Origin of the sequence: Kitasatospora sp. NPDC001603, assembly GCF_040298365.1 — a bacterium.
Taxonomy (GTDB): domain Bacteria; phylum Actinomycetota; class Actinomycetes; order Streptomycetales; family Streptomycetaceae; genus Kitasatospora.
The window spans coordinates 1-19640 of sequence record NZ_JBEPAA010000110.1 but is presented as its reverse complement, the minus strand read 5'-3'; the positions used below and the strand labels follow the sequence as shown (position 1 = coordinate 19640).

Annotated in this window: 15 protein-coding genes and 1 pseudogene; 9 read left to right on the top strand and 7 right to left on the bottom strand. The window is 74.7% G+C overall.

From position 1 onward, the window contains the following. Positions 1-102: 102 nt before the first annotated feature. Positions 103-735 (bottom strand): MBL fold metallo-hydrolase, encoded by a 633-nt coding sequence (locus ABT263_RS36165; RefSeq protein ID WP_329491149.1) that lies wholly within the window; start codon positions 733-735, stop codon positions 103-105. After that, positions 732-1817, bottom strand: coding sequence for an S-(hydroxymethyl)mycothiol dehydrogenase (locus ABT263_RS36160; protein WP_329491148.1), 1086 nt, complete (start codon positions 1815-1817; stop codon positions 732-734). Before ABT263_RS36160 ends, ABT263_RS36165 begins: the two co-directional genes overlap by 4 nt. A 510-nt stretch (positions 1818-2327) precedes the next feature. Between ABT263_RS36160 and ABT263_RS36155 the strand changes: the two genes are divergently transcribed. Together ABT263_RS36155 and ABT263_RS36150 are read left to right on the top strand one after the other, a co-directional pair. Then, positions 2328-3641 carry a cytochrome P450 gene (locus tag ABT263_RS36155; protein ID WP_352297531.1) on the top strand — a complete coding sequence of 438 codons (1314 nt, stop codon included), beginning with the start codon at positions 2328-2330 and terminating at the stop codon, positions 3639-3641. Positions 3642-3784: 143 nt separating this feature from the next. Then, entirely contained in the window at positions 3785-4027 is a 243-nt protein-coding gene (locus ABT263_RS36150; RefSeq protein WP_352297529.1) for a ferredoxin, read from the top strand. Positions 4028-4088: 61 nt separating this feature from the next. Here the strand turns inward: ABT263_RS36150 and ABT263_RS36145 are convergent, their stop codons facing one another. Then, positions 4089-5381, bottom strand: a complete 1293-nt coding sequence (locus tag ABT263_RS36145; protein WP_352297526.1) for a phosphotransferase — start codon at positions 5379-5381, stop codon at positions 4089-4091. A 201-nt stretch (positions 5382-5582) separates the two neighbouring features. Between ABT263_RS36145 and ABT263_RS36140 the strand changes: the two are divergent. Further along, positions 5583-5933, top strand: a pseudogene (locus tag ABT263_RS36140) (DUF4262 domain-containing protein); the annotation flags it as partial. Between the two features lie 138 nt (positions 5934-6071). Here ABT263_RS36140 and ABT263_RS36135 read toward each other — a convergent pair. Continuing rightward, complete coding sequence (locus ABT263_RS36135) at positions 6072-6968, bottom strand: PhzF family phenazine biosynthesis protein (protein WP_352297523.1); 897 nt, start codon at positions 6966-6968, stop codon at positions 6072-6074. A gap of 191 nt (positions 6969-7159) precedes the next feature. Beyond that, positions 7160-8254: a DUF5937 family protein gene (locus ABT263_RS36130; RefSeq protein WP_352297521.1), complete on the bottom strand. Its 1095-nt coding sequence runs from the start codon at positions 8252-8254 to the stop codon at positions 7160-7162. 101 nt (positions 8255-8355) lie between these two features. Between ABT263_RS36130 and ABT263_RS36125 the strand changes: the two genes are divergently transcribed. The 5 genes from ABT263_RS36125 to ABT263_RS36105 all read left to right on the top strand — a co-directional run bounded on the left by ABT263_RS36125 (position 8356) and on the right by ABT263_RS36105 (position 13135). Then, a complete protein-coding gene (locus ABT263_RS36125) occupies positions 8356-9705 on the top strand; it encodes an MFS transporter (protein ID WP_352297518.1) in 1350 nt (449 codons plus the stop codon). Positions 9706-9731: 26 nt separating this feature from the next. Continuing rightward, positions 9732-10313: a hypothetical protein gene (locus ABT263_RS36120; protein WP_352297516.1), complete on the top strand. Its 582-nt coding sequence runs from the start codon at positions 9732-9734 to the stop codon at positions 10311-10313. 143 nt (positions 10314-10456) lie between these two features. Further along, positions 10457-11260, top strand: coding sequence for an MBL fold metallo-hydrolase (locus ABT263_RS36115; RefSeq protein ID WP_352297514.1), 804 nt, complete (start codon positions 10457-10459; stop codon positions 11258-11260). Positions 11261-11266: 6 nt separating this feature from the next. Continuing rightward, positions 11267-11704, top strand: coding sequence for a nuclear transport factor 2 family protein (locus ABT263_RS36110; RefSeq protein ID WP_329491137.1), 438 nt, complete (start codon positions 11267-11269; stop codon positions 11702-11704). A gap of 177 nt (positions 11705-11881) precedes the next feature. Further along, positions 11882-13135 carry an NAD(P)/FAD-dependent oxidoreductase gene (locus ABT263_RS36105; protein WP_352297512.1) on the top strand — a complete coding sequence of 418 codons (1254 nt, stop codon included), beginning with the start codon at positions 11882-11884 and terminating at the stop codon, positions 13133-13135. Between the two features lie 509 nt (positions 13136-13644). Here ABT263_RS36105 and ABT263_RS36100 read toward each other — a convergent pair. Next, complete coding sequence (locus ABT263_RS36100) at positions 13645-13821, bottom strand: hypothetical protein (protein WP_352297509.1); 177 nt, start codon at positions 13819-13821, stop codon at positions 13645-13647. Between the two features lie 631 nt (positions 13822-14452). After that, entirely contained in the window at positions 14453-16609 is a 2157-nt protein-coding gene (locus ABT263_RS36095; protein ID WP_352297507.1) for a M4 family metallopeptidase, read from the bottom strand. 185 nt (positions 16610-16794) lie between these two features. On the opposite strand from ABT263_RS36095, the gene ABT263_RS36090 reads away from it, so the two are divergent. Next, positions 16795-19521, top strand: coding sequence for a helix-turn-helix transcriptional regulator (locus ABT263_RS36090; RefSeq protein WP_352297504.1), 2727 nt, complete (start codon positions 16795-16797; stop codon positions 19519-19521). Positions 19522-19640: the final 119 nt, after the last annotated feature.

The window sequence follows — 19640 nt, the reverse complement described above, 5'->3', positions numbered from 1 at the left end:
CCGTGGCGCGTTAGAGCCGTGGCGCGTTACAGCCGGTGGTGCTCCAGCTTGAGGCCTTCCTCGTCCAGCGGCCCCGGCGGCCGGGGTCGGGGACCATCGCGGTCAGTGGCCGCGCGCGATCCACTCCGGAAGTGCGGGCGCCTCGGCGGCGATCGTGGTCGGGTCGCCGTGGCCGGTGCGGACCACCGTCTCCGGGGGTAGCGAGAGGAGGCGGTCCCGGATCGAGTCGATGATCGTCGGGAAGTGCGAGAACGACCGGCCGGTGGCGCCCGGGCCGCCCTGGAAGAGGGTGTCGCCGGTGAAGACCGTGCCGAGCCCGGGCGCGTGGAGGCAGACCGCGCCGGGCGCGTGGCCGGGGGTGTGCAGCACGGTCAGCTCGGTGCCGGCCACCTCGATCCGCTGTCCGTCGGCGAGTTCGCCGTCCGGCAGGCGGTCCGGGTGGGTGAGCTTCCAGAGCGGCAGGTCGTCCGGGTGCAGCAGGATCGGCGCACCGGTGCGGTCGGCGAGCGCCGGGGCCGCGTCGATGTGGTCGTTGTGCGCGTGGGTGGAGACGATCGCCAGCAGGCGGCGGCCGCCGAGGGCCGCCTCGATCGCCTCGGCGTCGTGCGCCGCGTCGATCACCACGGCCTCGTCGTCGTCACCGACGATCCAGACGTTGTTCTCCACCTCCCAGCTGCCGCCGTCGAGGTCGAAGGTGCCGGCCGTGACCAGCCGGTCGATCCGCGCGCCGCTCACAGGATCACCACCGAACGGAGCACATCACCCTCGTGCATGCGCGCGAACGCCTGCTCCACGCCGTCGAGTTCGATGGTCTCGCTGACGAACGCGCCGAGGTCCAGCCGGCTCTGGAGGTAGAGGTCGATCAGCATCGGGAAGTCCCGCGACGGCAGGCAGTCGCCGTACCAGGAGGACTTCAGCGCGCCGCCCCGGCCGAACACGTCCAGCAGCGGCAGCTCCAGCGTCATCTCCGGCGTCGGGACGCCGACCAGGACGACCGTGCCGGCCAGGTCACGGGCGTAGAACGCCTGCTTGTACGTCTCCGGGCGGCCGACCGCATCGATCACGACGTCCGCGCCGTGGCCGCCGGTCAGCTCGCGGATCGCCTCCACCGGGTCGGCGGTGCGGGAGTTGATGGTGTGGGTGGCACCGAGCTTCTCCGCGGTGATCAGCTTGCGGTCGTCGATGTCCACCGCGATGATCTTCCCCGCGCCGGCCAGCCGCGAGCCGAGCACGGCCGCGCCGCCGACACCGCCGCAGCCGATCACCGCGACCGAGTCGCCCCGGCCGACGTTGCCGGTGTTGATCGCGGCGCCGATGCCCGCCATCACACCGCAGCCCAGCAGGCCCGCGACGGCCGGCTCGGCCCTCGGGTCGACCTTGGTGCACTGGCCGGCCGCGACCAGGGTCTTCTCCGCGAACGCGCCGATGCCCAGCGCCGGGGACAGCTCGGTGCCGTCCAGCAGCGTCATCTTCTGCTTGGCGTTGTGCGTGTCGAAGCAGTACTGCGGGCGCCCGCGCTCGCACGCGCGACACTGGCCGCAGACCGCACGCCAGTTGAGGACGACGAAGTCACCGGGCACGACCTCGGTGACGCCCTCGCCGACCGACTCCACGATCCCCGCCGCCTCGTGCCCCAGCAGGAACGGGAAGTCGTCGTTGATGCCGCCCTCCCGGTAGTGCAGGTCCGTGTGGCAGACGCCGCAGGCCTGGATCCGCACCACCGCCTCGCCCGGCCCGGGGTCGGGTACGACGATCGTCGTCACCTCCACGGGCGCGCCCTTGGCACGCGCGATGACTGCCTTCACCTGCTGGGCCATCCGATTCCACCTCCGTCGGCCGGTGCGGCTCTGCACCGGCGTGACCTGCGTCAAACGACTTGCCCACGAAGCGTATCGCCCGGTGCGGGGCGCGCCCGGCGAACGGCCCCGGTGATGCCGCTCACCGCCCCCGGGCGGCGGGGGCGCGTGGGCCCGACCGAGCGCCCGTCATCGGCCCCTCAACCACCCCGCGTTGGCTGGAATGGTTGCTGACTGTGGCTCGGCGCCCACGTACGGTCGTAACGACCCGTCCGACTCACCCGCCCCGTCCGCCCGCGTCGCCGCCCGGGCCGGCCGCACCGTGCCAGGCCTCCCCGACCGACCGTTCCCGCCGATCCGCCCCGCCCTGCACCACCCCGGCACCACCCCCTGCGCCGTCCCGACCGCCCACCCCAGACCGCCCGTCCAGACCGCCCGCCTCGACCGCATGCCCCGCCCCCGCGCACCTCCCCGGATCCACCCCCCGTCGGGCCCCCCCCGCGCCCCACCGCCCTGGAGTCTGGAGTACGGATGTCCGCCGAGAACAGTGCCACCCGTGCCACGACCGGCCCCGCCGAGACCCATGCGCCCGGCCCGCCCCGTCCGGCCCCGGCGTCCCACCCGGCCGCGCCGCCCGCGCTGGCCGCCCCGGCCGGCCCACCTGCCCTGCCCGCGCTGCCGCCGCTGCACTGCCTGCGGCGCCTCGAACCGGGCCCGCCGCGCCTCGGGGCGCTGCCCACCGGCACCCCGGTCTGGCTGGTCAGCCGGCACGCCGACGTGCGGCAGGTGCTGACCGATCCGCGCCTGGGCCGCGCCCCGCTCTACGCGCCCGAGGCACCCCCGCTCACGCTCACCCCGAACCTCCTGGACAACCCGGAGGGCATGCTGAACCTCGACGGCGTCGACCACCAGCGGCTGCGCCGCACGGTGCAGCGGGCGTTCACCCCGCGCGCGATAGCCCGCTGGCGGCCCTGGGTCGCCTCGGTGGTCGAGGCCCTGCTGGACGAGCTGATCGACCAGGGCTCCCCCGCCGACATCATCGCCGCCTACACCCGCCCGCTGCCGGTGGCCGTGATCAGCAGGCTGATGGGCCTCGACGGCCTGGACGGCAAGCGCCTCGCCCACTGGAGCGACCACGCGCTCTCCACCACCGCGCACTCGACCGAGTCGGTCCGGGTGGCCATGGAGGAGTTCGCCGGTTTCGGGGCCGGCCTGATCGCCGAACGCCGGGCCGCGCCCGGCGACGACCTGGTCAGCGGCCTGCTCGCAGCGGCCCGGGAGAGCGGGGGCATCACCGAGCGGCAGCTGGTCTCGCTGGTGATCGGCCTCGTGGTGGCCGGGCACGAGACGACCATGACGATGCTCGGCAACGCCCTGGTCTATCTGCTGAGTGACGGCCGCGAGGCCTGGCACCGGCTGGCCTCCGACGAGCAGAGCGCGGCCGTCGCCACCGAGCAGTTGCTGCGCGGCGTCCCGCTCGGGGACGGCGACGCACTCCCCGGTCTGTTCCGGCGCGCCGTCGAGGAGGTGGAGATCGGCGGCGTGGTGATCCCGGCCGGCAGCGTGGTCGCCGCCGACACCGCGACCGCCAACCACGACCCCGAGGTCTTCACCGGCGATCTGCTGACCGAGCTCTTCTCGCCGCTGGCCGCGCCGATGTACACCTTCGGCGCCGGGCCGCACCACTGCCTGGGCGCCTGGCTCGCCCGGATGGAACTGGAGCTGGCCCTGCACCGGCTGGCCCGCCGCTTGCCCGCGCTGCGGCTCGTCGGGCCGACGGACTCCATCGACTGGCGGCGCGGGCTGCTGACGCGCAGTCCGAACACGCTCCAGGTCGCCTGGTGACTCCGGACTCGACCGGGCCCGCGTCGGACACCCGGCGTGCGGGCTCCCGGCAGTCGTCCTCCCCGACCGCTCCCCCTCCCGCGGTTGCGGCTACGGCTGCGGCTGCGGCTGCGGCCGGAGGCCCGCCCGGGGAGGACGACCCGGTGGTGGTCCGGGTCGACCGGGACCGCTGCATCGGCTCGGGCATGTGCGCGCACACCGCTCCCGGCTCGCTGGCGCTGGGCGCCGACGGCGTGGCCCACCCCCTGCGGGGCTCCGCGCCCGACGGCGGACCGGCCGGCGAGCGGCTGACGGAGCGACTCGCCGAGGCCGTCGACTACTGCCCGGTCGAGGCGCTCGCCCTGCACTCGGCCCGGGACGGCCGCCGGGTCGCGCCGTCCGACTGAGACCGCCGGCGCCGCCCTCCGGCCCGGGGAGCGGCGGCGCCGACCGCCCCCGGACGGCCGCTCAGGCCCGGGCGGCGGCTTCCGCACAGGCCAGCGCGGCGCGGAGCTCGCTCACCGGATCCCCCTCGTGGTACGGCCGCTCACTGGTCTCGATGTGGTCCAGGAACTCCTGGTACCGCACCGCGTAGGCGAGGTGGTAGAGCGGCTCGACCAGCGCCAGGGCGCGCTCCGGGTCCGACCCGGGGGCGTGCTCCCGCCAGGCACCGGCCCACACCGCGGCGACCTGCGCCCAGCGCTCGTCGGACACGTACTGCCGGGGGCGCAGCCCGTCCAGCGCCGGGTGCCCGAAGCAGGAGTCCGCGTAGTCGACGACCACCGCCCGGGTGCCGTCGGAGCGCCAGTTCCCGGGGTGGAAGTCCCCGTGCACCAGGGTCTCGGGCAGCCCGCAGGCGGCCAGCTCCGCGACCAGCGCGGGCAGCCGGTCCGCGAGCGCCCGGGCGCCGGCGAACTCCTCGGCCGTCAGCGACTCGCCGGACGCTCCCGGGCCGGCCGGCTCCGCGGCGCCCTCCGCTTCCCGCTCCAGACGGTCGAGCAACGCGCCCACCTGGGCGACCAGCGCCCGCGGGGTGCGGTCCCGCAGGCCGGCCGCGACGGCCCGGCCGTCGGCGGCGAGCGCCGCCTGGGCGGCGACCAGCCGAGGCACCACGGCGGCGACCTCCTCCCCGGACGGACCCCAGCAGTCCTCCCCGGGCGCGTGGTCGAGCAGCAGCCGCCCGTGCACCGGGTCGGTGCCGAGCAGCCGCGGCACCAGGGCGGGATCGACGCTGCCGAGCAGCGCGATCACCGCGCCCTCGTCGGCGTTGAACGCCGGGTTGGTCACCTTCAGCCAGGCGTCGACGCCGGTCGCCGTCCGGTAGCGGAAGAGTCCGGACAGGTTCCACGTCCGGACCTGCTCCACCGGGCCGGCCACCGGACGGCCCGCCCGGTGCAGCGTCCGCTCCGCCCAGTCGAGGGTGGCCCGCAGCCCGGCCTGGGTGGCCCAGCCGGCCCGCCGCTCGGCCGGGCCGAGCAGGGCGGCCGCCTCGGCACCCGCCTGACGCGGCACCAGGGCGGCCGGGCGCTCCAGTGCCTCCACGTGGTAGACCACGTGCCCGCCGCTGCCGCCGCCACCCGCCGCCACCTCGGCGAGCCGGAGCACCAGTACGGGCACCCCCAGCTCCTCGGACAGCCGCTCGACGACCGGCCCGGCCGACGACCACCACGCCCCGTCCACCTCGAACGGCCCTACCGGGCCGAGGTACTCACTGCCGTGGGTGACGTGGATGCTGACCGTCCGACCGCTCGCCTGTTCCATCCGCGCAGGGTCGCCCACCCTGTTCGACGTGCGCAATCGGTTTTCCGCGCACCGCCGCGCCCACCGCCTCCGCCCACCGCCTCCGCCTCGGCCGCGCCATCGAACTGACCGGCCGACCAGGCCGGCTCCCCCACTGCCCCTGCGTGCTCTGCGCGCCCGAGGTGACGGAGCGCCACCGCCGACCCGAACTGAGCGCAGGAGGTGACGAACGTCCGGAGCAGGGGCCGGCACATCGTCGGGGTGGCCGGCGGTGACGTGCCGGACCGGGCGTTCACCGTGGGCCTCCGGTACTCCCGCCGCCTGCCCGAGGTGGCCATGGCCGGGCTGCGCGTGCACGACCCGATGAGCTGGGTCGAGGAAGCCGCCGCACGGCTTCGCGCGACCGGCCCGGCCGAACCGGACCGCCTCCTCGACGTCCACCCGCTGATGGTCAGGCCGGTCGATCCCGGCCGGCACCGGCCGCTGCTCGGCAGCGCGGTCGGCTTCTACCGGCGGGTGCCGGTGCCCGTCGTCCAGCTGGTGTGGCCGGACGCGGGCGGCCGGTGGCCCTGGGAGGAGGCGGCGTCCAGGGGCTGGCGGGCCCAGCCGCGCCTCCGGCTCCCCGTCGCCGCCCACCCTCCGGGGGTCCGGACGGACGAGGCCGACCGGACCCCGACGCCGGACCCCGACGGTCCGAGGGCCCCCCGGCTGCTACGGGATCACCACCCCCGCGCCCGAGACCCGGACGCGGGTGTCGTCCGCGCGCAGCTCGACACCCAGCACGCCCGGGCAGCCGAGGTCCTCGCCCTGGTGGATCGTCAGGGTGGCCGGTGCGGTCACCGCGCCCCGCTCCCGCAGGTAGGCGCCGAAGGCGGCGGCCGCCGCGCCCGTCGCCGGGTCCTCCACGACGCCGCCGACCGGGAACGGGTCACGGGCGTGGAAGACGTGCTCGCTCTCCCGCCAGACCAGCTGCACGGTGGTGAGCCCGCGGGCCGTCATGTAGGCGGCGAGGCCGTCGAAGTCGTAGTCCAGCCGGGCCAGCCGGTCACGGGTGGCGGCGGCCAGCACCAGGTGCCGGGCGCCGGCGTAGGCGATCCGGGGCGGCAGCGCCGCGTCCAGCTCGTCGACCGACCAGCCGAGCAGGGCGAGCGCCTCCTCGACGTCCGCGCCGCTCACCTCCTCGACGTGCGGCTCGACGCTGGTCAGCGTGGCGCGCAGGACGCCGTCCGCGCCCTTGTCCACCTCGATCGGCACCTCGCCGGCCTGCGTGGCGAAGACGAACCGGCCCGGGCCCGTCCGCTCGGCGAGCGCGACGGCGGAGGCGACGGTGGCGTGGCCGCAGAACGGCACCTCCAGCAACGGGCTGAAGTACCGCACGGTGTAACCGGTCCCGGCCGGGCCCGCGACGGAGCCGGCCGCGTCCGGTATCAGGAAGGCCGTCTCGGAGTAGCCGAGCTCGGCGGCTATGGCGAGCATCCGCTCCGCGGTCAGGCCGGAGGCGTCGAGCACCACACCGGCCGGGTTCCCACCGCCGGGGTCGGTGGAGAAGGCCGCGTAGCGCAGGACGTCACTCTGGGGAACTGCCGCGGGCGCGTCGTCAGTGATCATGCCCGGTCGAACGCCGTCGTTCGGCCGCCTGTTCCCACCCGCCGGCCCCGATCGGTGGTGCGGCGCACGTCGCACGCCCCTCCCCGGCCCGCACGCCCCCGACGCACCACCGCCGACGACCCGCCGGCCCGTCCCGTCCCGTCCGGTCCCGGAGCCCTCCCTCGCGCCGGCACCGCACCGGCACCGCACCGTCAGCGCAGCACCGCCTCCAGCAGGTCCGAGCCCAACCGGGCGCTGCCCGCCAGGTCGAGCTGATACAGCATGTACCGCCCGCGCCGCCGGGTGGTGAGCAGCCCGGCCCGGCGCAGCACCGCCAGGTGCCGCGACACCTCCGGTGCGCTGAGCTGCCAGGCCGCCGCCAGCTCCCCCGTGGTGTGCGGTCCGCGCGCCATCGTGCGGGCGAGCCGGAGCCGGACCGGGTGGGCCAGCGCCTCCAACCGCTGCTGCACCACGGCGAGCGAGACCGGCTCAGGCAGCCCGCCCTCCGCGATCGGGTACTGCACCACCGGCCGCCACCCGGGCTCGTGCACCACCAGCAGGTGCGGGTGCCCGAAGGCGGTCGGCACGAAGGTCACTCCCCCGGCGTCGGACCGGGTGGCGCTGTCCTGCAGCTTGTCGATGACGATCCGCCGCCGCCCGTCCGCCCGCTCCTCCAGGGCGATCGAGGAGGACACCGCCGCCAGGGCGCTGCCGAGGCCGTGCCGGGCCAGCCGGTCCGCCTTGTGCCGGGCGTCGGCCGCGAGGTCCGGCAGCACCCGGCGCCAGGCGGCCGCGAAGAACGCCTCCCCGCAGTCCTCCAGCAGCCGGCGGAGCAGGGCTCGGACGGCCGGCGGGTCGGCGAACAGCCGGTCGGCGAAGGCCGCCTGGCGAGGGCCCCGGGCCATCGCGAGCTCCCGGGCCCGCTCCTGCGCCACGGGGTCGCTGAGCGGCGAGTCGCGCCGCTCGGAGAGCCGGGACGTCCCGCAGGTCATGAAGGAGGCCGCCCGGACGTACAGCTCGTCGTCGATCCGGTCGACGGCGTCCAGCTCCTCGGCCAGGGTGGCCCCCGGCCGGCCGGGGACGAGGAAGTCGGCCCGCGAGGAGCGCCAGAGGAAGTCGGCCTCGGAGAGGCGTTCGGACAGCTCCGGGGCGAGCGAGGCGGCCGTGCTCGCCGCCCAGCCGTGCAGCCCGGGGTGGTGCGCGGGCTCGGCGAGGACGTGCAGCATCGAGCTCAGCTCGGCCAGCGGCGAGGGGGTGAAGAAGACGCGGTCGTCGGGCAGCGCGGTGATGTCGATGCTGAGGCTCACTCCGGTGATCCTGCCAGCCCGTCACGACGGCAGCGCCGTCGATTGACGGGAGTCGTCAATCGGCGTGCTCCGGGGCGGCGCGCGGCCGCACGGTACCGGCCATGAACCAGCTCCAGCAGAAGTCCCGCTCCGCAGAGGCCTCCGCCCGGACCGGCCGGCCACCGAGCCCGACCGCCGCCCGGCCCGGGCCGGCCGCCCTGCTCGCGCTGCTCACCGCCGCCGGTGGCCTCCGCTACGCCACCGCGCTGCTGGTGGACGCGCTCGGCACCGGTCTGCTCCGCCCGTTCATGCTCCTCTACGGCATCGGGGTGCTGCGGCTCGGCGCGGGCACGGTCGGCCTCGCGCTCTCCGCCGGTCTGCTGGCGGGCCTGCTGGTGCTCCCGCTGACCGGCCGCTGGATCGACCGCGGCGCGCGCAGCCTCCCGGCGGCGGCGACCCTGCTGATCAGGGCGGCGGGCTCGGTGGTGCTGCTGTGCGCGGACGGCCTGGGCGGTTTCACGGCGGCCGCCGTGCTGCTCGGCGTCGGCGGCCAGAACTGGCCGACCACCCACGCGGCGCTGGTCAGCACCCTCACCGAGGGGCGCACCCGGGACGCCGCGCTGGCGGCCGGGCGGACGCTGCGCAACGCGGGTCTGGGTGCGGGCGCGCTGCTCGCCACCCTGGCGGTGACCGGCGGGTCGGGCGCGATCCGGCTGCTGGCCGGGGCGACGGCCGCCGCGTGCCTGGTCGCGGCGGCGCTGGTGCACTCGCTCCGGGTCACGGACCCCGGCGCGGCGGCTGCCCCGAGCCCCGCCCCGGACCCGGCCGAGGTTCCGGCCGACGCTCCGGACCCGGCCCGGGCCGCCGACCGGGCCGCCGACCCGACGGCCGGCTCCGCCGCCGCTCCGGTGCTGCGCCGGATCGGCCTGCTCAGCATCGCCGCCCTCCCCTACGCGTTCTGCTTCGACGTCCTGGAGGTCGCCCTGCCCGCGCTGCTGGTCCTCCATCTGCACGCGTCCCCGGCCTGGTCCTCCGGGGTGTTCGTGGGCAACACCGTGCTGGTGATCATGCTTCAGCTCGCGATCGTGCTCCGGCTCGCCCGCCGTTCGCGACGGGCCGTGCTGGCCTCCGCCGGAGCGGTCCTGACGCTCGCCTACCTGGGCTTCTGGGCGGCGGGGGCGATCGGCGGCACCGCTGGTGCGGCCACCGTGGCGGCCGTCTCGGTGCTGTTCACGCTGGGCGAGATCCTCTACAGCGGCTCGGGGACGGCCCTGGTCGCCGCCGTCGCGCCGCCCCGGCTGCTCGGGCGGGCGCTCGCCCGCTGGGAGCTGTCGACGGGCGTCGGCCGCGCGCTGGCCCCGGCCGTGCTGACCGCGCTGCTGGCCGCCGGGCCGGGCGTGCTCTGGCCCGCGCTGGCGGCCGCCACCCTGCTCGCGGCCGGGGCGGTGACGAGGCTGGCCCCGCGGGGGTGACCGGTCGGCGGTGGGAGGATCCCCCCATGGCCGTCACCGTCTTCCAGCAGCAGCTCCGCGATCGCTTCCTCGCCGCCACCGTCACGCCGCCGCCGGCGCCCTGGCAGCCCGTCGGTCCCGGCATGATCGCGGTCGGCGGGCTGCTCGGGATCGGCTTCGCCACCGACCCGGCCACCGGGCACGACCTCGTCCTGGCGGTCTCGACCGCCGGGCACGGCCTCTTCGACGCGACGACCGGCGAGAAGATCGCCCGGGTGCTCGACCCCGAGGAGGAGCCGGACGGTCCGGACCTCGCCTGCCCCGGCATCGGCCCGGTCGCCGACGTCCGCGTCCCGGTGGCCGGCCTCCACGGCGGCGGCCTGCACACCGGTACCGACGACGGCTGGCACGTCGAGGTGCTCGTCCCGGAATGGCCCAACGAGCGGGTCCTGCTCTGCACCGGCGGCGGACCGTACACCGGCGACCACGGCGAGACCTGGTGGCAGGTGTTCCACTCCTCCTGGTCGACCTTCCGCGCCGCCGGGTTCTCCCCGTCGGGGCGGACCCTGGCCGTGGCCACCAGCAGCGACCTCACCCTCTGGAGCCGCCCCGACCCGCGGGGCCGGTGAGCGGTCCGGCTCCCGCACCTCGGGCGGGCCCGCGCCGGCCGGCGCGGGACCGCCCGAGGTGCGGGCCGCGCTCCGGTCGCCGATGCTGGGCGGCGACGCGCGCGCTGCACGGCGGCCGGCCCGGCCCGAGGAAGGACACCCGCATGAGCTCACTCGACTTCGAGGTCATCGACAGCCCCGACAGCTCGCTCAACAAGACCTCCGTGCTGGTGACCGGGCCCGACGACGCCCTGCTGGTGGACGCCGGGTTCACCCGCTCCGACGGGCGCCGGCTGGTCGACCGGATCCGGGCCTCGGGCAAGCGGCTGACCACGGTGTTCGTCAGCCACGGCGACCCGGACTTCTACTTCGGCGCGCAGGAGGTGCAGGACGCCTTCCCGCAGGCGCGGTTCCTGGCCACGGCGTCCACCGTCGAGCACATCCAGGAGTCCTACGAGGGCAAGCTCAAGGCCTGGGCGCACCTCGGACCGGAACTGCCGACCCGCCTGGTGCGGCCGGAGCCGCTGCACGGTGACGAAATCGTCTTCGAGGGGCACCGGTTCGAACTGCGCGGCGCCGACTTCCACCTGCCGGACCGGCACTACCTCTGGCAGCACCACCACCGGGCGCTCCTCGGCGGGGTCCTGCTCTTCGAGGGCCTGCACGTCTGGACCGCCGACACCCCGACCCCGGCGCAGCGGGGTGCCTGGATCGACCTGCTGGACGGCATGGAGGCGCTGGAGCCGGAGTTCGTGGTGGCGGGCCACCGGACCGCCGACGCGCCCACCGACACCACCGCGATCGCGCACACCCGCGACTACCTGCGCTCCTTCGAGACCGAGATCGGCCGGGCCCCCGACGCGGCCGCCGCCAAGGAGGCGCTGGAGCACCGCTACCCGGGGCTGGGCATGGCACTGGCGGTCGACCTCGGTACGAAGGTCGCCAAGGGCGAGATGGTCTGGGGCTGAGCCGCGATGATCGAGATCCCGAGGTCCGAGATGTCGTTCGCCGAGTCCGACGCGCCCGCGGACGTGGTGCGCCGCCAGTACCTGGCCTCGGCACGCGGCGATCTGGCCGCGCTGCGGGCCACCCTGGCCGAGGACGTCGAGTGGACGGAGATGGCCGGCTTCCCGCTGGGCGGCACCTACCGGACGCCGAAGGGCGTCACCGGCGGCGTGATGGAGCGGCTGGCCGCCGACTGGGAGGACTGGACGGCCCACGACGACAGCTACGTGGTGGCCGGCGAGAACGTCGTGGTGCTGGCCCGCTACACCGCGGTCAACCGGGCCACCCGCCGACCGCTCGACGTCCGGGTGGCCCACCACTTCACGGTGCGCGGCGGCCGGATCGTCCGCTTCGAGCAGTTCGTCGACACCGCTCTGGTCCGCGAGGCGATGACGCACACGCCGTGACGCGGGCGGCCCGACCCGAGCCGCCCTCACGTCCGCCTGCTGGCCGACGCAAACCCCGAACGCCCTCGCTTCACCCGTTCGGGGGAGCCTGTCGCGGCGCGCCTGGCGTGGCCTCGACAGGCCCGCCGACCGGCGGCAGGCTGTCCGTGATTCCGGCCGGAGAGCGAGGAGTTCAGCATGAGCACGGACACAGCGGGTACGGCCGACGGGCGCGGGCGCCCGTACGTCATCGTCGGCGCCTCCCTCGGCGGCGCGAAGGCGGCCGAGGCCCTGCGCGAGGCCGGCCACCAGGGCGACATCGTCCTGATCGGCGCCGAGCACGAGCGCCCGTACGAGCGGCCGCCGCTCTCCAAGGGCTATCTGCTCGGCAAGACGCCGCGCGAGAAGATCTACGTCCACCCGCCGCAGTGGTACTCCGACCACGACGTCACGCTGCGGCTCGGCACCGCCGTCACCTCGGTCGACCCGGTCGCGCACACCGTCACGCTCGCCGACGACGGCCGGATCGAGTACGCGAAGCTGCTGCTCACCACCGGTTCGGTGCCGCGCCGGCTGCCGGTACCCGGCGCGGAGCAGGACGGCGTGCACTACCTGCGCCGGGTGGAGGACAGCGACCGGATCAGGGCGGCGCTGGTACCGGGTGCCCGGGTCGTGGTGATCGGGGCCGGCTGGATCGGCCTGGAGACGGCGGCGGCGGCCCGGACGGCGGGTGCCGAGGTCACCGTGCTGGAGGCGGCCGAGCTCCCGCTGCTGCGGGTGCTCGGCCGCGAGGTCGCCCAGGTCTTCGCCGACCTGCACCGCGACCACGGCGTGGACCTGCGGTTCGGCGCCCAGGTCGAGGAGTTGACGGGCGAGGGCGGCACGGTCACCGGCGTCCGGCTCGGCGACGGCACGACGGTGGCGGCGGACGCGGTGATCGTCGGCATCGGCATCGCCCCCGACACCGCGCTGGCCGAATCGGCCGGGCTGGCGCTCGACAACGGCGTGAAGACCGACGAGTACCTGCGCACCTCCGACCCGGACATCCACGCGGCGGGCGACGTCGCCAACGCCTTCCACCCCCTGTACGGCCGCCACATCCGGGTGGAGCACTGGGCCAACGCCCTCAACCAACCGCAGACCGCCGCGCGCGCGATGCTCGGCCAGGACACGCCCTACGACCGGGTGCCGTACTTCTTCACCGACCAGTACGACCTCGGCATGGAGTACACCGGCTACGTCGAGCCCGGCGGCTACGACCGGGTGGTCTTCCGCGGCGATGTGAAGGCCAACGAGTTCATCGCCTTCTGGCTCGCCGACGGCCGGGTGCTCGCGGGGATGAACGTCAACGTCTGGGACGTCACCGACCCGATCCGCGAACTGATCGCCTCCAAGCGCGCGGTGGACGCCGACCGCCTGGCGGATCCCAAGGTTCCCCTCGGCGAGCTCTGAGGCACGGCTGGAGCCCTGGCCGGCAAGAAGCCACCCGATCAATCGCCGCGGGCGACGAACGGGACCGGCTCGGTTGGCCAGGGCTCCACCCGGCGGGCGTACAACCCTCGCCGAGTCGGGAGAAACCGTGTCGCGCGACCCATCCGACGACTTGACCCCCAGTCGCCCGGCGAAAACCATCCCTGCACGTCAGACGATAGACAGCCCTCGCTGATCGTTCACCGACAAGCACCTCAGAGCGCCTACGCGGGGACAAGCCGTTGTACGGTTCGCGGGTGGACCCCGCTGCCGGAACAGCCTTGGGTGTGTCGGACCGCTTCCGAATCCGGCCGACGGCAAGGCGACGAGCCGCATTCGGCTGTCCAAGCAACCGGATCGGCTGGCTCCCAGCCACGCGGACCGGATCCTGGTCAGCTGCCAGGTAGGGCTTCGGGTCCGGGGTCAAGGTCCAGGAAGCAAGGCTTGGAAGAGCTCCGCATGGACGAAGGCTTCCGCCGCCTGCGTGATGGTCAGCCGGTAGCGGCCGGGCGGTAGATACCCGCGGTCGTTGAAGTCTGGCAGCACGGGCCCCCCTTGCCGAGCGCGAAGAAGCCCGTCAGGAACGCAATACCGCTGTCGCTGTCGTCGTCGGTACCCGTGCCGTCCTGCCGCCGCGATCGTCCTTCGCCGGAAGTCATACCTGTCACCCACCGTTCCTTCCGTCCGACGAGAGGGTAGAGCCCGACCGCAGTCCCGGTTCACGCTTCTGATGAATCGCCGTGACTCGAAGGCTTGTGGCGGCTTGGACGGGCTGGCAGAGGACGGGCGGCCGCTTACCGGCGCGCGGCGCGAACGCCCCTCTTCTGCGCCCCCGGCGTACACCGCCGGTTTCGAGTTGAGTGTTCCTCGGCTCCGGACCGCTCGGGTTTGCCCTGGACGGAGCCGCAGTGGTTACTCGCCTTGGAGCGCCGTGCTCCACCGGTGCGGGTCCGGTCGGGACCCGCCGGGCCGTGAGCAGCCGCTGGGTTGTGGGCTGCTGGCCCGTGGTGGAGCCGGCGGTGGCGCGGAGCCGGGTTCGGCTGCGGCCAGGGGTGCTCTTGGCAGCGGGTCGGCTGCTGAGCGGGGCTCGTGCTCCGCCGGGTGGGGTCTCTTGCCGACGGTGTCGAGCGGTAGAGGGGCGGCCGGCGGTTGGCCGGGCGGCGGGACGGTCCCTGCGGCCGACCCGCCCCACGGGTCGGCCGCAGACTGGCGCGTTCGCTGCTACCCAGCGTGAACGCGGCAGTCCCGTGGCCGGCGCCGCCCCACAGCGGGGGCCGGCCACGGGAGTGCGGGGGGGGGTTAGCCGACGGCGATGTCGTCGACGAGGAAGAGGGTCGTCAGGTACTGGTCCTCAGCGCCGGCGAACTCCAGCGTCACGTTCTGGCCGCGGTAGGCGGACAGGTCGACGCTCTTCTGCACGTACCCGGTCGAGGCGTTGGCGTTGGAGTAGGTGGCGAGCGTTCTGCCGTTGACGTTGACCTTGAGGGTGTCGTAGGCGGTGGTGCCGGACTCCTGGGTGGCGACCTTGAGCCAGAAGGTGAGCTTGGGGCTGCCGGTGGAGGGGACGGCGATGTTCGCCTGGGAGAGGGTCTCGGTGGCGGAGGTGCCGTAGCCCATCATCGAGGCGTACCAGGAGCCGCCGTGCGCGGGCTGCGCGGCGGAGTTGGTGATGTCGTCGGCGCTCTGGGTCCAGCCGGCGGTGCCCTGTTCGAAGGAGCCGTTGGTGAGGGCGTTGCCGGGGTTGGGGGTGCCGGTGGGCGAGGAGGTGGGGGTCGGGGTGGGGGTCGGGGTGGGGGTCGGGGTGCCGGGGTCGGGCAGGGCGGTGCCGACACTGACGGCGGCCCACGCCTTGGAGACCAGGTACCGCTCCTGGGAGTTGGCGCCGTACAGGTCGGCGGCGGCGTTCAGGGTGGCGGTACGCGCCGAGGCGTAGTTGGTGGTGGAGGTCATGTAGGTGGTCAGCGCGCGGTACCAGACGGCGGCGGCCTTGTCGCGGCCCATACCGGCGAAGGTGTCGTTGTTGCAGGTGGTGCCGTTGTGCGCGCGGCCGCCGATGGTCTTGGCGCCGGTACCCTCGGCCGCCAGGTAGAAGAAGTGGTTGGCGATGCCGGAGGAGTAGTGCACGTCCACCTGGCCGGCGCCGGAGTTCCAGCAGCCGAGGCTGTTGCCGTCGGAGGCGGGGTTGTCCATCCGGCGCAGGGAGCCGCCCGGCATGTTGAGCTTCTCGCCGATGAAGTAGTCGCCGGGGTCGTTGGGGTTGTTGGCGTAGAACTCGACCATGGTGCCGAAGATGTCGGAGGTCGCCTCGTTGAGGCCGCCGGACTCGCCGGAGTAGGTGAGGTCGGCGGTGGCGGCGGTGACGCCGTGGCTCATCTCGTGCCCGGCGACGTCGACGGCGGTGACGGGGGTGTTCTGGTTCTGCGAGGAGCCGTCGCCGAAGTACATGCAGAAGCAGTTGTCGTCGTAGAACGCGTTGACCAGTTGGTTGTCGACGTGCACGTAGGCGGGGGCGCCGCGGCCGTCGTTGCGGATGCCGGAGCGGTTGAAGGTGTTCTTGTAGTAGTCCCAAGTCCTCGCGAGGCCGTAGGAGGCGTCGACGGCGGCGCTCTCGCGGCTGGAGGCGGTGCCGTTGCCCCAGGTGTTGGTGGTCTTGGAGAAGGCGCGGGCGTTCTGCCCCGGGTTCGACTGCGGGCTGTTGTAGGCGTCGTAGACGATGGTGCCGCCGTGGGAAGCGTCGGTGAGGGTGTAGCCGCTGCCGGTCTGGGTGGTCTCGATGGAGACCTGGCCGACGGTGACGCCGTTGCCGGTGGCGCCCTGGTGCAGTTCGTACTGGTCCAGCGGCGCGCCGCTGGCGGCGTCGACGATCACCGCTTCCTTCGACGCCGGGCCGCTCTCGCCGTCGCCGGTGACGGTCGAGCGGTACGCCAGCACCGGGACCTTGCCGACCGCGTACACCACCAGGGTATTGCCGTCCGCGCTGTCGGTCTTGGCCTTCTTGACGTGCTTGGCGTGCTTGACGGCCGCGGCCGAGGCGTCGGCGGCGCTGAGCTTCGGGGTCGTGCCTGCGATCCGGATCGCGCCCTGGTGGGCCTGGTCGGAGCCGGTGGCCTTGCCGTTCATGTCGTAATGGACGACCAGGTCGCCGCCGAGCACGGGAAGGCCCCGGTAGGTGCGGTCGTAGCGCACGTGCCGGGCACCGTCGGTGTCGAGGAGCACGTCCTTCGCCGCCAGGCGCTCGTCGGGGCCGAAGCCGAGCGACTTCGCCACGGCGTCGGCCTCTCGGTCGGCGGTGCGTATCGCCTCGGCGCGGGTGTCGGCGCTCATTGCCCGGAACCCGGCGCCGGGTCGGGCCGCGGAGCCGCTGGGGGCCGCGGTGGACTGGGTAGCCACCACGGTCACGGTGCCCAGGGCGAGGGTCGCCGCGACGGCGGCGGCCAATATGTTCTTGCGGGACATCACATTCCTCCCGCCGAGCCGGGGTTGAGGGGGGACGGCAGCGGGACGTCATGGGTGGGGGCGTCCGGCGACCGGGGGGGAACAGCTCGGCTGTGGCGATGAGGCTAGGGAAGGCTGAGCGTGGCCGAAATCAGGGGAAACCCTTGTCCTGGACTGCGGCGGCATCGCGGTCGCACGATGGCCCGATGCAAGACTCCGCGACGTGGTTCACTGGGCTTCAGGAAACGTATGGCGCCGTACTGCCTGTAGCGCCGGACGACCTGCGCGGCATCCGCCGGGTGGTGCTGTTCGGACCGCCCGGCATCGGCAAGACCACCGCCGCCGGCGCGCTGGCGCGCCGGCTGGGCCGACCCGTGCTGCGACTGGCCCCGGGGCCGCAGGACACCGGCATCCCGTACACCGGGCTGCTCGAACTCGCCCTCGCTCTCCGACCACTGCCGTCTGCGGGGGAGTTGGCGACCGCGCTGGACGAGACCGGCACAGGACCGAGCTCGCCGGACGGCAGCGCCCTGGCCCTGCGGCTACGCCGGCTGACCGCCACGGTGCTGCGGGAGGCGCCGCCGGTGACGCTGGTGGTGGACAACACCCAGTGGCTGGATGAGGCCAGCACCGCCGTACTGGGCTGGGCCCTGCGGCAGGCCCCGGAGCTGCCCGTCATCGCCACCGAGCGCACCTGGCGGCCGGAGGCCGGCGGCCACTGGAGCGGCGAAGACGCGTACCCGGTGCGCGTCCCCGCGCTGTCGACCCACCAGATCGCCTCCCTGCTCTCCCACCACCGGCCCGATCCGAGCGCGGTCGCCCGGCTCCACATCCGCAGCGGCGGCAACCCCGCCCTGGCCCTGGCACTCGCCGAGGCCTGCGACCGCAGCGCCCAGGACGATCCACTCCTGCCCCCGGCGGCCCGCCGACTGCTCGGAGAATGGCTCGCGACCGTGTCGGACGACGTCTGCGAACTGCTGACGCTCGCCGCGCTCGACGACCGCCCCGACCGCGAACTGCTGGCCCGCCTCGCCGGTCCGGCGGCCGACAACCTCCTGGCCCAGGCCGAGACGGCCGCACTGATCGACCCGGGAGACCGCGACGGGCGGGTGCGCTTCACCGCCTCCGCGATCGGCACCGAACTCACCACCCGACTCACCGACGCCGCACGCCGCCTCCTGCACGCCCGCCTGGCCCAGGCCAGCTACGACCCCGCCCGCCGCGCCCGCCACACCACTTTGGCCGCCGACACCGCCGACCCCCGCACCGCCCGGCACACCGCGCGCGACGCCGCCCGCGCCGCCGGCCACGCCCGACTACGCGGCGAACACCCGCTGGCCGCCGAACTCTCGCTCCTCGCCGCCCAGCGCACCCCGCACGACGAGATCGGCCTACTCACCGAACGGGCCCTGACCGCGGTGCGCGACGCCGCGCACTGCGGCGACCTCCCCCGCGCCCGGACCGCCACCCGCCTCATCCTCGAATACGACACCAGCCCCGCCCAACGCGTCGGCGCCCTCCTGACTCTGCTCGACGCCAGCGGACAACGCCTGCACAGCGCGGACGAACTGTTCGCCGCCGCGATCCACGAAACAGCCGGCCGACCGGGCCTGACCGCACAAGTCCTGCTCCGCCAAGCCATCTGGGCCAATGTCAACGAAGGCGACCCCCGCCGGGCCTCCGCCCTGGCCGAACGGTCCGCCAGCCTCGCCCGCACAGCCGACGACACCACCACCGCCGCACTGGCCCTGACCATGCAGGCCCGCATCCAGCGCATCCTCGGCCACCCCCAAGCCGAAACCACCCTGAAGCGCGCCCTGTCCCTTCCGCGCACCGCACCCGTCACCGTCAACACCACCCCCGAACACCTCGCCGCCCGCCATGCCCTCTTCGACGACCGCCCCGAACAGGCCCGCACCACCCTGCTGCCCCTGCTCGTCCAAGCCCAACGGACCGGGGACACCGAAGCCACCGTCGACCTCCTGCGCAGCCTCGCCGAGGCCGAACTGCGCACCGGACGCTGCGCCCAGGCCCTCGACTACGCCCACCGCGCCCAGGCCCTGACCGACCGCACCGCCCTGTCACCCGCCCCGGCCTGCTACACCTCCGCCCTCGTCGAGGGCACCACCCGGGACACCGGCGCCGCCCTGGCCCACGCCCGCCGCGGCATCGACGCCTCCCGGCACGAGGACAACATGGTCTTCCTCTCCCGCAACCTCTACGCCCTCGGACACCTCCTGCTCGCCACCGACCGCCCGAAGGAAGCCCTGGAACCGCTGGAGGAAGTCCGCGCCCTGGAGGAACGGCAGCAGGTCCGCGACCCGTCCGTCCTGCGCTGGCACCCGGACCTGGCCGAAGCCCTCCTCGCTGTCGGCCGCCCGGCCGAGGCCGAGGCCCTGCTCACCGACACCCACCGCACCGCCACCGACCTCGGCCGGACCTCCGTCCTGCCCGCCCTGGAGCGCGCCCGGGCCCTGCTGGACGCCGCCCGCGGCGACTACGACACCGCCGCCCGCCGCCTCACCGGCGCAGCCGACCGCCTGCGCGACCTCCCGCTCGAACGCGGCCGCACCCTCCTGGCTCTCAGCCACACCGAACGCCGCGCCCGCCGCCGCGCCAGCGCCCGCACCGCCGCACAGAAGGCAGCCGACCTCTTCGCCGCCCACGGAGCCCACCCGTGGACCGACGCCGCCACCCACGCCCTCCACCGCCTGAAACCCAGCTCCGCGGACGCAGGCGCCCGCCCCCGCCTCACCGGAGCCGAAGAACGCTGCGCCCGCCTCGCCGCTGCCGGGGCCAGCAACCGCGACATCGCCGCGACCCTGACCGTCAGTGTCAAAACCGTCGAAGCCACCCTCACCCGCGTCTACCGCAAGCTGGACCTCCGCTCCCGCGTCCAACTCGCCCACGCCATCACGCCGGCCCCCGAATGACCACGCCACCCCATCCCACCCCCCAAGACGAGCTGGTCGGCGTCGTCCTGTCGGGGCTGGGTCACTTGGCGCTCCGGATCCTGGTGTAGCGGCCGCCGTGCGGCCAGAACGCGCCCGAG

Excerpts from the sequence above, each read along its gene's own strand:
- ABT263_RS36135 (WP_352297523.1), bottom strand. The coding sequence starts at position 6,968 with ATGATCACTGACGACGCGCCCGCGGCAGTTCCCCAGAGTGACGTCCTG.
- ABT263_RS36145 (WP_352297526.1), bottom strand. The coding sequence starts at position 5,381 with ATGGAACAGGCGAGCGGTCGGACGGTCAGCATCCACGTCACCCACGGC.
- ABT263_RS36110 (WP_329491137.1), top strand. The coding sequence starts at position 11,267 with ATGATCGAGATCCCGAGGTCCGAGATGTCGTTCGCCGAGTCCGACGCG.
- ABT263_RS36160 (WP_329491148.1), bottom strand. The coding sequence starts at position 1,817 with ATGGCCCAGCAGGTGAAGGCAGTCATCGCGCGTGCCAAGGGCGCGCCC.
- ABT263_RS36105 (WP_352297512.1), top strand. The coding sequence starts at position 11,882 with ATGAGCACGGACACAGCGGGTACGGCCGACGGGCGCGGGCGCCCGTAC.
- ABT263_RS36095 (WP_352297507.1), bottom strand. The coding sequence starts at position 16,609 with ATGTCCCGCAAGAACATATTGGCCGCCGCCGTCGCGGCGACCCTCGCC.
- ABT263_RS36115 (WP_352297514.1), top strand. The coding sequence starts at position 10,457 with ATGAGCTCACTCGACTTCGAGGTCATCGACAGCCCCGACAGCTCGCTC.
- ABT263_RS36155 (WP_352297531.1), top strand. The coding sequence starts at position 2,328 with ATGTCCGCCGAGAACAGTGCCACCCGTGCCACGACCGGCCCCGCCGAG.
- ABT263_RS36090 (WP_352297504.1), top strand. The coding sequence starts at position 16,795 with ATGCAAGACTCCGCGACGTGGTTCACTGGGCTTCAGGAAACGTATGGC.
- ABT263_RS36120 (WP_352297516.1), top strand. The coding sequence starts at position 9,732 with ATGGCCGTCACCGTCTTCCAGCAGCAGCTCCGCGATCGCTTCCTCGCC.
- ABT263_RS36125 (WP_352297518.1), top strand. The coding sequence starts at position 8,356 with ATGAACCAGCTCCAGCAGAAGTCCCGCTCCGCAGAGGCCTCCGCCCGG.